Raw genomic sequence first — 13900 nt, 5'->3', positions numbered from 1 at the left:
AATACAGGTCTAAGCGTTTTAGAAATTAATCCCGCTTCACCTTTTCTAAATTGAGCATATGCAAGCCCTAATGCTACTACACCATAAGTGGCCCATGCATGAAATCCCCAGTGAAAGAAGCACCGACAACAGAAACGCCGACAACAGAAGCACCGACAACAGAAGCACCGACAACAGAAACGCCGACAACAGAAGCACCGACAACAGAAGCACCAACAACAGAGGAACCAGGCAAAAATATCTATTCTATTAGTCATTTTGTATGGAATGATAAAAATAAAAATGGTGTCCAAGATTCTGATGAAATTGGTATAAGTGGAGTTACTGTGATTTTAACTAAACCAGACAGAACAAAAATTTCAGTAGTTACTGATCAAAACGGTCATTATATTTTCACTGGGCTGGAAAATGGTGAGTATACTGTAGAATTTGTTGTACCAGATGGATTTGAAGCATCACCAACTGGTCAATCTTCATTAGATAAAGATTCTAATGGAAAAGTGACAAAAGTTATTATCAATAACAGTAACGATGATACGGTAGATATGGGTATGTTCAAACTAGAAGGTGGAGGTACTCCAACGACGGAATTACCAACGACGGAATTACCGACGACGGAATTACCGACGACGGAATTACCGACGACGGAATTACCGACGACGGAATTACCGACGACGGAATTACCAACGACAGAAGTACCGACGACGGAATTACCAACGATGGAATTACCGACGACAGAAGTACCGACAACAGAAGCACCGACAACAGAAGAACCGACGACAGAAGAACCGACAATAGAGATTCCAAAAGGTCCTGGAACAAGTGTAACGCCACCAGCACCTACTAATGAAATACCTAACAAACCATCATTACCAGAAGATCACATTGTTAATATCAAACCTGTTCCATCAAAAGATGAAACTTTCTTGCCAGATACAGGTGAAGTTATTAAAAATACTGGTTTGGCTGGATTAGCGTTTATTTCATTAGGTGGTATGTTGTTATTACTATCAAGAAGAAAAAATTAATATAATTTTTATTGGCTATCCATTTGGGTAGCCATTTTTTTATTTAATTGTGTGAGATTGAGCTATCCGGGTATATATAAACAAGAATAATAAACCATTTGATGGGAGAGGATAATATGGACGCTCCTGAAAAAGAAATATATTATGTTTACAAATCACTATGTGAATCGCTAATTAATGAGGATTTAAAAGAATTAGATCGATTATTTATGAATGGTAGTAATATAGCTGATTTGACTGGATATAAGCTATCAAAGAAGGAATTATTAGAGGCTATTCAGAATCAAGACGTAAAATACTTTAAGATGCGAGAAGAAGCTATTGAAATACTTGTTAAAGAGAAGTTAGCAACAGTAATTGCGTATAATATTGTAGATGCAAACTTACAAGGTTATAGAAATAAATGGCGAATAAAATCGAGATTATCTTTAGTGAAATTTGAAGAAGAATGGGAAATATCACATCTTGATATCTCTACTTATAAAAAATTATGATTATATCAGTAAATAATATTGACAGTACTGTTCCTTTATTATATTATTGATATTGTCTTATTTGGAGGAATACCCAAGTCCGGCTGAAGGGATCGGTCTTGAAAACCGACAGGGGCTTAACGGCTCGCGGGGGTTCGAATCCCTCTTCCTCCGCCATTATTTAGACTAATAATATTTTAATATATTGATGACTCAATTAATTTTGAGTCATTTTTTTTATATTCTGGTATAATTATAGAAAATTCAGAATATTTAGAGGTGATGGGATGATTATTGAAGATATTGTTATAGAGAGACAAATTTCAAAGCTCAAAAAACCGTTTAAAACTGCACTTCGTGAAACAGATGTGATTGAAAGTATCATTGTGTTTATTAAAACTGATAATGGGTGGATGGGAGTAGGAGAAGCGGTACCTACTCCTGTCATTACAGGAGATACGGTTCAAAGTATTGTGGCAGCGATACAGCATTTAAGACCAAAACTAGTGGGACAAAAAGTATCGACAGATTTATTGCTGATTATCCAGACAGGTATTGTAAATAACACTAGTGCTAAAGCAGCACTGGACATGGCAATCTATGATTTGCTGGCAAAGGAAGCGGATTTACCGCTCTATCAGTATTTAAACAAAGGTGCTAGTGCACATATGTTAACTACAAGTCATACTGTGAGTTTGAATGGTATAGGAGAAATGACGCATGATGCGGTTATGTACGCTGAAGAAAAATTCGAAGCTTTAAAAGTGAAACTTGGGAATGATGTTGATCTTGATATGGCGAGAATACTTGCTATTCGTGATGTTGTGCCAGATTTAAAGTTATCAATTGATGCAAATCAAGGATGGAGTAAAGAGGATACTTTTCGTTTCATTGATTATTTAAAGCATGAACATATTGAAGTAGATTGCATTGAGCAGCCAATGTATAGAAAAGATTATTTAGGGATGTCTAATATAGCGCAATCGAGTGGAATACCGATTATGGCAGATGAAAGTTTGTTTGATGTCTATGATGCAGCGTTAATCGCAAAGCTTGGTGGTGTATCGTGGCTTAATATTAAGCTCATGAAATCAGGAGGTATATACGGTGCACTTCAGATTCATCAAGTAGCACAAGCTAAAGGGATTCAGTGTATGCTTGGATCGATGATGGAGTCACACATAGCACTTACAGCAGCAATGCACTTAGCGCTTGCGCTTAATATAGAAAAGGTAGATTTTGATGCACCTTTTATGTTGAAAGGAAAAACAATTTTAGGAGGTATCACATATGATGGACCAAAAGTAAGTTTAAGTGAAGGGAACGGTTTAGGTATCGATAATGAAAAACTATTGGAGGCGTTAGCAGATGCAGAAAGTTTGTAAAGTACCGGTAAGTACAGTATGGCGTAGTATAGATAAAGCTCGAGATATCGATTCTGATGCAACGGATTATCCAGCAAACATTCAAAAGTGGTTACTCAAATTAAATTTAGAACAGAAATTATCGTTTTGTGATGATTCTAGAATTGATACACAACTTTTGTACGGAGAACCACTTGAAGTGATTGAAGAGATTGATGAATGGTGTGAAGTTGTGTGTGTAGAACAAGCATCAGAAAGCGATATTCGCGGTTATCCTGGATTTATTCCGAAATCTCATATCGGTGAAATAGAAGTAACAGATAATATTCAATATGCACGAGTTATTGTGCCGAAGACATTAAGTTATAAAGAAGATATGCCTTTCTATGTGCTATCATTCAACACAACATTACCTATTAACCACATAGAAGATGACTATGTATATGTTAATAGTCCTGATGGTCAATTAAAACTAAAAAAAGAAGCCGTCGCAATACAGCAACATAGGGTTCCTAAGCAGAACCCTAGTTTTCGTGAACTGTACCGAGCAGCTTCAATGTATATTGATCTAGGTTACCTGTGGGGTGGCATGTCTAGTTACGGTTATGATTGTTCAGGCTTTGTTTATCATATGTATCGTCATGTTGGTTTTACCTTACCACGAGATGCACATGAACAATATTTAGTAACGAAAGCAATCAATAAACAAGATTTAATACCAGGAGACTTAGTATATTTCTCTAATGCTAAAGATATCGATAAAATATCGCATATCGGTATTTATATCGGCAGCGGGTTTATGATTCATTCACCGAATACACCGAACGCAATTGAAGAAAGAACAATTGAATCTGGATTATACTCAGATATATATGTCGGTGCAAGCCGTGTCTATGACTTTACTAAAGATTGAAGATACAAACCTAGGTCATGGAATGCCTGATGAATGAATTGTGCATCATCATGATCTGTTAAGACAACGAAGATAATTTCGTTGTCTTTAAATCTAACAATCCCTGCATCGTGAAGCACATTATCAAAGTCACCTGTTTTTGTTCCAAATTCTATTGTCTCATCTGTTAAATACATCAAAGTCTTATCTTTTAAAAGTTGCTGTGTCATAATTTGAAACATCGCTTTAAATTGCTCATGGGATTTTATGAGTGACAGCGTATGAAATATATCTTGTGCAGATGTAAAGTTATCATATCCAAGGGCACGACGTTCTGTATCCATCATCTTTCTTTGCAGTTTCGTAGCACCAAGATTATTGCGCAGGAAATATACATTTAAAGTATCCATGCCAATCCATTCAATCAATGTATTTGTTGCACGATTATCACTCACAATAATCATTAACGTAACTAAATCGTGAACAGTATATTCAGTTTGTGATAAATAAGGAGACACACCAGCACCCTCAACTTTTTCATCGATTGGAATGATTGTATCTAAATCATGTAAACGCTGATCGAAGATATATAACATTATCGGTAATTTGATTAAACTCGCAGAAGGATAAACCTGCTTCTCATTGAATTGGTAAAGTGTCTCACCGTTCAATGACATTAAAGTGCTACTGAAATTGTTATGCTGCAATAATACTGAATTATTTTCCATATAGTTCACATTCCCTTCGTTGCTTGCATATCAATATAATACAACTTTGTAAAGATAAAATGTGTAAAAAAATAATATTTAAATAAAAATTTTAATGTTGAAAACCTTTTCAGAAAACCTTTACATACTTGTATAGACAGTATACAATGAATGCATATTAAAATAAAGGAGTTGACCAGAATGGCCGTCAACAGACAAGAAGTAAAAGACATTATTAGTGCAATTGGTGGTAAGGACAATGTATCAGCAGCAACGCACTGTGTTACAAGATTACGTTTAGCATTAAAAGATGATTCGAAAGTAGATAAGGCAGCATTAGATAAAATCAATTTAGTAAAAGGATCTTTTGCGGCGAATAACCAGTTCCAAATCGTTATTGGACCAGGTACAGTTGATGAAGCTTACAAAGTATTCGTTGATGAAACAGGTGTTGGTGAAAGTTCAAAAGACGATGTAAAAGCAGCAGCAGCAGAAAAGATGAACCCGTTACAACGCGCAATTAAAACGTTAGGTGACGTATTTATTCCAATTTTACCTGCAATCGTAACAGCCGGTTTATTATTAGGTCTAAACAACGTATTAACAGCTGGAGGATTATTCGGTAAACAATCTTTAGTGGAAATGTTCCCACAATTAAAAGATTTAGCAGAAATCATTAACTTCATTGCAGCAGCACCATTCATTTTCTTACCAGCATTAATTGGTTGGAGTGCGATGCGTGTATTTGGTGGTAGTCCGTTATTAGGTTTAGTACTTGGACTAATTCTTTGTCACCCTGGACTTGCTTCTCAATACTCATTAGGTAACGCAGAAACGGGTGAATTAACAAAGATTCCTCAATGGGATGTATTTGGTTTGATGATTAATAAATTAAACTATCAAGGTCAAGTCTTACCAGTATTAATCGCGGCATGGGTTTTAGCTAAAGTTGAGAGATGGTTAAATAAACGAGTTCATGATTCAATTAAGATGTTAGTTGTAGGGCCTGTCTCATTATTATTAGTTGGTTTCTTATCATTTATCATTATTGGTCCAGTAGCACTATGGTTAGGTACACAAATCACTGATTTCATTCAAATGATCTTTGAATCAGCTGGATGGTTAGGTGGATTAGTATACGGCCTAGTATATGCACCACTTGTAATTACAGGTTTACACCATATGTTCTTAGCTGTAGATTTCCAATTAATGAGTTCTCCATTAGGTGGAACTTACTTATGGCCAATATTAGCAATCTCAAATATTGCTCAAGGTTCAGCAGCATTTGCAGCTTGGTTCTTATATAAACGCAAAAAAATGGTTAAAGAAGAAGGTTTAGCATTAACTTCTGGTATCTCAGGTTGGTTAGGGGTTACAGAACCTGCGATGTTCGGGGTTAATATTCCATTAAAATACCCATTTATCGCAGCAGTACTAACGACTGGTTTAGTGGGAGCTATCTTCGGTTCTCAACAAGTATTAGGTAAAGTTGGTGTCGGAGGTGTTCCTGGTATTATCTCAATCAATGATGGCTTCCGTGGTACATTCTTAATCGGTATGATTATTGCAATTGTCTTACCTATCGTATTAACATTAATCTTCTCAAACTTCGCTAAGAAAAAAATGGGCGAAGATGTAGCTGAGCCTATCGTATCAGACAAAACTATATAAAATTTCATAGTTAATTAATAAATCAACGAGCAACTTGTACTTACAGGTTGTTCGTTGTAAACTTATATTATCAAAAAAACGTTAGGAGTTTTAATAATGGCAGTTACTGATTGGAGAAAGTCAGTTGTATATCAAATATATCCAAAGTCATTTAAGGATACAACAGGCAATGGTCAGGGAGATATTAACGGTATTATTGAAAAGTTAGATTATTTAAAGACGCTTGGTGTAGATTATTTATGGTTAACACCGGTGTATCGTTCTCCAATGAATGATAATGGTTACGATATTAGCGACTATTATGAGATTAATCCAGACTTCGGTACGAAAGAAGACTTTAAACGTTTATTAGATGAAGCGCATGCACGTGGCATTAAGATCATGTCTGATATTGTTATCAATCACACGAGTACTGAACATAACTGGTTTGTTGAGAGTAGAAAGTCTAAAGATAATCCATATCGCGATTATTATATTTGGAAAGACGGGAAAGATGGACAGCCTCCGACAAACTGGGAATCAAAGTTTGGTGGTAATGCATGGCAATTAGATCCTGTGACGAATCAATATTACTTACGTTTATTTGATGTTACTCAGGCTGATTTAAACTGGGAGAATGAACAGTTACGTAAAGAAATCTATGACATGATTAATTATTGGATTGATTTTGGTATAGATGGTTTCCGTTTCGATGTAATCAATTTGATTTCTAAAGCGGAATATAGGGATTCAGAGAAAATCGGTAAAGAATTTTATACTGATGGTCCGCGTGTTCACGAATTCTTAAATGAGTTAAACCGTAATACATTTGGTGATAAAGAAGGGTTTATGACAGTTGGTGAAATGAGTTCTACGACTTTAGAGCATTGTATTAACTACACGCGCGAAGATCGTCATGAATTAAGCAGTGTCTTTAACTTCCATCATCTTAAAGTAGATTATAAAGATGGTGAAAAATGGACTAAAATGCCGTTTGATTTTATTGAATTGAAACGTATTTTATTCGAATGGCAAGTTGGTATTTCTAAAGGTGGCGGGTGGAACGCAATCTTCTGGTGTAATCATGACCAACCCCGTGTTGTGAGCCGTTTCGGGGATGATTCAACGGAGGAACATCGTGTAAAAAGTGCAAAAATGTTAGCGATAACATTACATTTCCTACAAGGCACGCCTTATATTTATCAAGGTGAAGAAATTGGTATGACCAACTTGTATTTAGATGACATCGGCCAATATCGCGATATTGAGTCTACAAATGCCTATCAAATCATGTCAGATAATGGGTTTACAAATGATGCAATATTAGATATATTACAAGATAAATCACGAGATAATTCAAGAAGTCCGGTACAATGGGATGATAGTGAAAATGCAGGATTCACAACTGGCACGCCTTGGATTGATGTGGCCAAAAATTATAAACAAATAAATGTAAAACAAGCACTAGCAGATAAAAACTCTGTATTTTATACGTATCAAAAGTTAATTGAATTAAGACATAACTTAGATATTATCACATACGGAGAGGTGAAACCTTTATTAGAAGAGCATCCGCAAATTTTTGCGTATGAAAGAAAGCTTGATGATAAGTCTATACTTGTATTAGCGAACTTTACAGATGAACCGGTTGATGTGCCATCTTCAATAGATATTGAAGGTAGCATCTTAATCAACAATGAAACATATCATTCAAATGTACTGGAACCCTATCAAGCAATCGCCATTCTTCGATAAACTTTCCGAGTTTTTGATGCTAATTGACTCATAAAGTATAGGGGTGGCATGGTGAACAGTAATAAGTATCGAAAGATTTATCAGGAGTTAAGTGGAAAGATTATTAATGATGAGTACAAGCATGGTGAACAGTTGCCATCTGAGAACTTACTTGTAAAAAAGTATGGCGTATCACGTGAAACAGTAAGAAAAGCATTAAGTTTATTACAAACAAATGGATTTATCCAAAAGCTCAAAGGCAAAGGATCGGTTGTTATTTATGATCAATCTTTGAACTTTCCGGTTTCACAATTGATTAGTTTCGAAGAGATAAAACAATCACTTAATATGGACTATCATACTGTAGTGGAAAGTTTTGAAACAGTTGTGGCGAAGGATCATCCAAAAGTACAGGAAGCGTTAAATATTAGTGAAGATACAAAGTTATTTAGAGTCGTTCGTTCAAGAAGAAAGAATGATCTTGTTAACATTGTGGACACAGATTATTTCATTCAAGAAATGATGCCGGCACTTTCTAAAAAAATTGCTGAACAATCAATTTATGATTATATCGAACGACGTTTAGGATTAAAGATTGCATATTCTAATAAAGTGATTACATTCGAACCGATGTCTGAATATGAAATAGATTTATTTGTTGAAGCAACACCACCGTATGCAGCAGTCGTGCGCTCAATTGTACATCTTGCTGATGCGATACCATTTCAATACAACGTGTCTAAACATAGAGCAAGTGAATTTAAGTTTGTAGATTTCTCAAGAAGAACGATTGGGAAAGAGAAGTAGAAGTTTATTGTTGCAATATATAGTTAGATTTAGTATTATAAATATTACCGTGCTAAGTGGGGAGGTAGCGGTTCCCTGTACTTGCAATCCGCTTAGGCAAGACCTAATCCCTTTGCCTCGGGTAACAAGTTGTGAGGTCTGACCTGAATACGTAGTGTTGAGAGATCGGTCCTAGCCAATATAAACCCATGAATCATGTCAGGTCCGGAAGGAAGCAGCATTAAGTGGTACTTTGTATGTGACTGGGGTAGCCGGTTTTGAGCTGTCGACTTGGGTAACGCTTGTGCTTGTTATTCAAAGCAAAGGTGCACGGTTTTAATTATAAATTAATAGCGTTTTATAGATGAACACGTCATATATGGCGTGTTTTTTTGTTTCATTAAAATAATCATAATTGTGAATATTGTGTAGTACTTGTAAATAATACGGATATTTTGTATCAGTTTGATTATAATGTAGAAAATATCAATATTATTGATAAAGGGGTGAATTTAATGAACGTATCAAAGCTATATTCTACAAGTATCGCATCTGCACTTTTATCGATAACGATTTTAACTGGGGTAGCGAGTGCTGAAACAACGCATTCAACTCAACCTACAACAACTGGAAATACTACAACTTCGCCTACTGCCAAACAAAGTTTAGAATCTGCAGTAGAAAAAGCAAAAACCTGAAGCACCAGTTGTAGTTGACGGTCCTGTTATGCCTTCATTCAATGGTTACCAATTTAATGCGGGTCAAAAATATAAATTACCAGCATATGTAGAATTATATGAAGAACCAAAAAGCAATATCCAATTGAATAATAAAGACTTCATTAATAAAGTAATGAGCGTTACACCTGTAGGTAGTAAAAAGAAATTACCAGTGGCAGATAACAAAGTTACATTTACTAAACCTGGTAACTACACTGTTAAATTTGCTATTTATGATAAAGATGGAAACAGATTAAAAGAATACAACGGTAAAGAACGCAACTTCCTTTATGTTTCTAACACTGCAATAGTAGTCGACTCAGCGCCTGTAATCTCTGGTGTTAAAAGTACAACTTACAGCAAAAAGACATTCTCTTATACTAAAGGTATTAAAGCTTATGACTATGTAGATAAAAAATATGTTAAAGTAACGTACAAAGGTAAAGTTAATCCAAGTAAAAAAGGTAAATACAAAATTTACTACTCTGCGACAGACAGCAAAGGTAACACTGCTAAAAAGACGCGTTATGTCGTTGTGAAATAATAATTTAGATTTTTCAAAGCTTGAGGTTTTTCCTCAAGTTTTTTTTAGTGCTTTTAATAGGACGGTTTTCCGTTCAATGTTATAATAAGATTACTAATTTTTGTTGGAGGGGACTCACTTGAGTTATCAAGCTTTATATCGTGTGTTTCGTTCACAGTCTTTCGAAGAAGTTGTGGGGCAGAAGCATGTTACGACAACTTTAAAAAATGCAATTCAGAAAAATAAAATCTCTCATGCTTATCTTTTCAATGGTCCACGTGGTACAGGGAAAACGAGTATCGCTAAGATTTTTGCTAAAGCGATTAACTGTACGGAAAGTGATACGGGTGAACCTTGTAATCATTGCCCTACTTGTGTGTCGATTACAAATGGAACGAATTCTGACGTAATAGAAATCGATGCGGCGAGTAACAATGGTGTAGATGAGATTCGTAATATTCGTGATAAAGTCAAATATGCACCGGGTGAATCCAAATATAAAGTGTATATAATCGATGAAGTGCATATGCTTACTACGGGTGCTTTTAATGCGTTGTTAAAGACGTTAGAAGAACCACCTGCACATGCCATCTTTATTCTTGCGACAACAGAACCGCACAAAATTCCAGCTACAATTATTTCACGTTGTCAACGCTTCGACTTCAAAGCAATTGCTTTACCTGATATTAAAGACCACTTAGCATTTGTCTGTAACAAGGAAGGTATTGAATATGAAGATGCTGCACTAGAGTTTATCGCAACGAGTGCTGAAGGTGGTATGCGTGATGCGTTAAGTATTTTAGATCAGGCAATCGCATTTGGTGAAGCGAAGTTAACGTTAAATCATGTCTTAAATGTGACCGGTAGTGTTGGCCGTGATGATTTAATGTCACTCATGGATAAAGTGATTGTGCATGACGTTAAAGGTGCTTTTGGACAGTATCATCAATTACTTGCGGATGGTAAGGAAGTTACCCGTCTAGTAAATGATTTAATTTATTTTCTGCGTGATGTTATTGTGGAATTTGCGACAGATCAAAAGGGCGATGCTGCGATTTATTCATTAGCATTACCTACAATTTATGAAATGATTGATAAGATTAACGATACACTAGTAGCGATGCGTTTTTCTGTCAATTCGAACGTACATTTTGAAGTACTTATTGTTAAACTGTCTGAGCTCGTGAAACAAAGTGAAGCGGGTGCACCTCAGCAAAGTGTACAAAGTAATGCTGCTGCACCAGTGGTAGATACAAGTCATATTGAAGCGCGTATCAATGCTTTAGAATCTCGTATCAATCAAGGTGCTACTCAAGCATCAGCACCTCAGACAACTAAGAAAGAGTCTAAGAAGAACAAGAATGCCTTCTCAATGCGTCAAATAGAAACAGTTCTTGATAATGCGAATCGTGAGGACTTAAACTTCTTAAAGAGTAATTGGGGAGAGCTGCTTGCTCACGTTGAATCGCAAGGGCAGCGTTCATTAGTGAGCTTGCTGAAACATTCAGAGCCTGTCGCAGCAAGTAGTACACATGTGCTTATTAAATTTGGTGAAGATATTCATTGTGATATGGTCAATAATGATGATGCAAAAAGAGAACAGATTGAAGCAATAGTATACACAATTATTAAAAAACAAGTTAAAATGGTAGGAGTACCAGATTCTCAATGGCTACAAGTTCGACATACTTATATTGAGAATAGAAAACAACCAAAACAGGAAGACAAACCTGTAGAAGTTGATATTGTATCAGAAGCGACAAATTTATTTGGTGAAGATGCAATTAATATTATTGATTAAACTTAGGAGGAAATGAATATGCGCGGTGGCGGAAATATGCAACAAATGATGAAACAAATGCAAAAGATGCAAAAGAAAATGGCTGAAGAGCAAGAAAAGTTAAAAGAAGAAAGAATTGAAGGGACAGCAGGTGGCGGTATGGTTACTGTTGTTGTTTCAGGACATAAAGAAGTATTAGATGTCATCATTAAAGAAGAAGTAGTAGATCCAGAAGATATCGAAATGTTACAAGACTTAGTATTAGCTGCAACAAACGATGCATTAGCAAAAGCAGATGATGTTACTGCACAACGTTTAGGACAACATACTAAAGGATTAAACATTCCAGGAATGATGTGATATGCATTATCCTGCACCAATATCGAAACTTATCGATAGTTTTATGAAGTTGCCTGGTATAGGTCCGAAGACTGCAAGTCGTCTTGCCTTTCATGTTTTAGATATGAAAGAAGATGACGTGATGAATTTTGCGAAAGCATTAGTAGACGTGAAACGTGAACTGACATATTGTTCAGTTTGTGGTCATATTACTGATACGGATCCTTGCTACGTTTGTAGTGATACAACACGTGATCGTTCTATGATATGTGTTGTTGAAGAGACGAAGGATGTTATTGCAATGGAAAAGATGCGCGAATATAAAGGAATGTATCATGTGTTACATGGTGCAATTTCTCCGATGGAAGGTGTCGGCCCAGAAGATATTAATATTCCATCACTTTTAACGCGTTTAAAAGATGAAGAAGTAACGGAATTAATTCTGGCAACCAACCCAAATATTGAAGGTGAGTCTACTGCAATGTATATCTCAAGACTTGTTAAACCAATTGGTATTAAAACAACGCGTTTAGCACATGGTTTACCTGTTGGTGGAGATTTAGAATATGCAGATGAAGTAACTTTATCTAAAGCGATATCTGGTAGAACAGAGATATAACGAAATGACCTCAAAGCGAATTGTTTTGAGGTCATTTTTATAAACGAATAATATGAAAGTATTAAAAATAGTTGCTATAATTATGTGAAATGAGGTGAATAAAATGACAACTGGATTAGTATTAGAAGGTGGCGGTATGAGAGGGATATATACCGCGGGAGTATTAGATTGTTTTTTAGAACATGATATTCAATTTAATTATGTAATTGGTGTTTCGGCAGGTGGGAATATGGCAGCGTCTTATCTTTCAAAACAGAAAGGAAGAAATAAGAAAGTATCTTTAGATTTTTTAGATGATAAACGTTACTTATCTCTTTCTAACTATATAAAGAATAAAGAGATGTTTGGAATGGATTTTATCTTTGATGAAATTCCAAGAGAGCACGTACCGTTTAATATGGAAGACTTTCTTCAATATAAAGGCGAATATGTCATTGCGTGCACAAACTGTGAAACAGGAGAAACGGAATACTTTAATAAAGCATATTTAAAGAAAGACTTAATGACGATTCTGCGTGCATCAAGTTCATTACCGTTAATGGCACCCATCGTAGAATACGATGGTAAGAAGTTATTAGATGGTGGTGTTACAGATCCAATACCCTTAAGAAAAGCACAACGTGATGGCATGATTAACAATGTGGTTGTACTTACTAGACCGAAAGGATATATAAAACGTTCGAGTCGACTTTCTAAATACTTTAAAGTGAAAGGTTATAAGAAAGTAGATGAAGCGATGCAAAAACGTCCTGCAGTTTATAATGAAACACTGCAATATGTCGATAACCAGGAAAAGAATGGTCATGCAATTGTTATTCGTCCATCTAAAGATTTAAAAGTTGATCGTATGGAAAAGAATCGAGATAAGCTTTCAGCAATGTATGATTTAGGTTATCAAGATGCTTTAGAACAACTGCCGAAGATAAAAGAATGGCTTTATACAAAAGAAAATTAAAAAAAGTTTAAAAAAAGCAGCAAAAGTGTAATTTTTATGCTTGTTATAGTGTTTGAAACCCTGTATAGTTATATCTTGTCCGGTAGAGATAACTCATACGGGGCAAGCACTTCGAAAGACAACAAAAAACTTTTTTAAAAAAGTTGTTGACTTTCAAAACACAAGAGAGTATAATTAAATCTTGTGAGGCAGAAAGACAAACACAATGAACATTGAAAACTGAATGACAATATGTCAACGTTAATTCCAATAATTTGAGTGAACTTAGTTCACTCCCAAGAGTGATTGCCATAAGCAATCAAAGAGCATTATCAAACAAACTATTATGGAG

At 35.4% G+C, this 13900-nt stretch carries 14 protein-coding genes, 1 tRNA gene, 1 other RNA gene and 1 pseudogene; 15 read left to right on the top strand and 2 right to left on the bottom strand.

Annotated elements, in window-relative coordinates; genetic code table 11:
• Window positions 1–119, bottom strand: a pseudogene (locus BHX94_RS12405) (BCCT family transporter); the annotation flags it as partial.
• Between BHX94_RS12405 and BHX94_RS12400 the strand changes: the two are divergent.
• The 5 genes from BHX94_RS12400 to BHX94_RS12380 all read left to right on the top strand — a co-directional run bounded on the left by BHX94_RS12400 (window position 99) and on the right by BHX94_RS12380 (window position 3778).
• On the top strand, window positions 99–1028 hold the full coding sequence (locus tag BHX94_RS12400) for an SdrD B-like domain-containing protein (protein ID WP_111747088.1): 930 nt from the start codon (window positions 99–101) through the stop codon (window positions 1026–1028). The pseudogene BHX94_RS12405 and the gene BHX94_RS12400 sit on opposite strands and share 21 nt — an antisense overlap.
• A 116-nt stretch (window positions 1029–1144) precedes the next feature.
• Window positions 1145–1522 carry a nuclear transport factor 2 family protein gene (locus BHX94_RS12395; RefSeq protein ID WP_096077793.1) on the top strand — a complete coding sequence of 126 codons (378 nt, stop codon included), beginning with the start codon at window positions 1145–1147 and terminating at the stop codon, window positions 1520–1522.
• Between the two features lie 63 nt (window positions 1523–1585).
• Window positions 1586–1678, top strand: a tRNA-Ser gene (locus BHX94_RS12390).
• Window positions 1679–1788: 110 nt separating this feature from the next.
• Entirely contained in the window at window positions 1789–2886 is a 1098-nt protein-coding gene (locus tag BHX94_RS12385; RefSeq protein ID WP_111747086.1) for a dipeptide epimerase, read from the top strand.
• Window positions 2870–3778 (top strand): C40 family peptidase, encoded by a 909-nt coding sequence (locus BHX94_RS12380; protein WP_111747084.1) that lies wholly within the window; start codon window positions 2870–2872, stop codon window positions 3776–3778. The genes BHX94_RS12385 and BHX94_RS12380 overlap by 17 nt, the downstream gene beginning before the upstream one ends.
• On the opposite strand, the gene BHX94_RS12375 is transcribed toward BHX94_RS12380, so the two are convergent.
• Window positions 3757–4485, bottom strand: a complete 729-nt coding sequence (locus tag BHX94_RS12375; protein ID WP_111747082.1) for a serine hydrolase — start codon at window positions 4483–4485, stop codon at window positions 3757–3759. The genes BHX94_RS12380 and BHX94_RS12375 overlap by 22 nt on opposite strands.
• Window positions 4486–4665: 180 nt before the next feature.
• Between BHX94_RS12375 and treP the strand changes: the two genes are divergently transcribed.
• The 10 genes from treP to BHX94_RS12325 all read left to right on the top strand — a co-directional run bounded on the left by treP (window position 4666) and on the right by BHX94_RS12325 (window position 13569).
• Window positions 4666–6135, top strand: coding sequence for a PTS system trehalose-specific EIIBC component (treP, locus tag BHX94_RS12370; RefSeq protein ID WP_096077797.1), 1470 nt, complete (start codon window positions 4666–4668; stop codon window positions 6133–6135).
• Window positions 6136–6231: 96 nt separating this feature from the next.
• Window positions 6232–7869 carry an alpha,alpha-phosphotrehalase gene (gene treC, locus BHX94_RS12365; RefSeq protein WP_111747080.1) on the top strand — a complete coding sequence of 546 codons (1638 nt, stop codon included), beginning with the start codon at window positions 6232–6234 and terminating at the stop codon, window positions 7867–7869.
• Window positions 7870–7917: 48 nt separating this feature from the next.
• Window positions 7918–8655, top strand: a complete 738-nt coding sequence (gene treR, locus BHX94_RS12360) for a trehalose operon repressor (protein ID WP_111747078.1) — start codon at window positions 7918–7920, stop codon at window positions 8653–8655.
• A gap of 47 nt (window positions 8656–8702) precedes the next feature.
• An RNA gene (gene ffs / locus BHX94_RS12355) (signal recognition particle sRNA large type) lies at window positions 8703–8968 on the top strand.
• A gap of 181 nt (window positions 8969–9149) precedes the next feature.
• Window positions 9150–9332, top strand: coding sequence for a hypothetical protein (locus tag BHX94_RS12350; RefSeq protein WP_111747076.1), 183 nt, complete (start codon window positions 9150–9152; stop codon window positions 9330–9332).
• A 28-nt stretch (window positions 9333–9360) separates the two neighbouring features.
• Entirely contained in the window at window positions 9361–9897 is a 537-nt protein-coding gene (locus BHX94_RS12345; protein ID WP_111747074.1) for an immunoglobulin-like domain-containing protein, read from the top strand.
• A 118-nt stretch (window positions 9898–10015) separates the two neighbouring features.
• Entirely contained in the window at window positions 10016–11677 is a 1662-nt protein-coding gene (gene dnaX / locus BHX94_RS12340) for a DNA polymerase III subunit gamma/tau (protein WP_111747072.1), read from the top strand.
• Window positions 11678–11695: 18 nt separating this feature from the next.
• Window positions 11696–12016 (top strand): YbaB/EbfC family nucleoid-associated protein, encoded by a 321-nt coding sequence (locus BHX94_RS12335; protein WP_096077802.1) that lies wholly within the window; start codon window positions 11696–11698, stop codon window positions 12014–12016.
• A gap of 1 nt (window position 12017) precedes the next feature.
• Window positions 12018–12614 (top strand): recombination mediator RecR, encoded by a 597-nt coding sequence (recR, locus tag BHX94_RS12330; RefSeq protein WP_096077803.1) that lies wholly within the window; start codon window positions 12018–12020, stop codon window positions 12612–12614.
• A gap of 103 nt (window positions 12615–12717) precedes the next feature.
• Window positions 12718–13569, top strand: coding sequence for a patatin-like phospholipase family protein (locus BHX94_RS12325; protein ID WP_111747070.1), 852 nt, complete (start codon window positions 12718–12720; stop codon window positions 13567–13569).
• The last annotated feature ends 331 nt before the right edge of the window (window positions 13570–13900 follow it).

The sequence above is a fragment of the Macrococcoides bohemicum genome, assembly GCF_003259675.1.
Lineage (GTDB): Bacteria > Bacillota > Bacilli > Staphylococcales > Staphylococcaceae > Macrococcoides > Macrococcoides bohemicum.
Note: the sequence above shows the minus strand (reverse complement) of the source record. Positions and strands in the feature narration are given on the sequence as shown.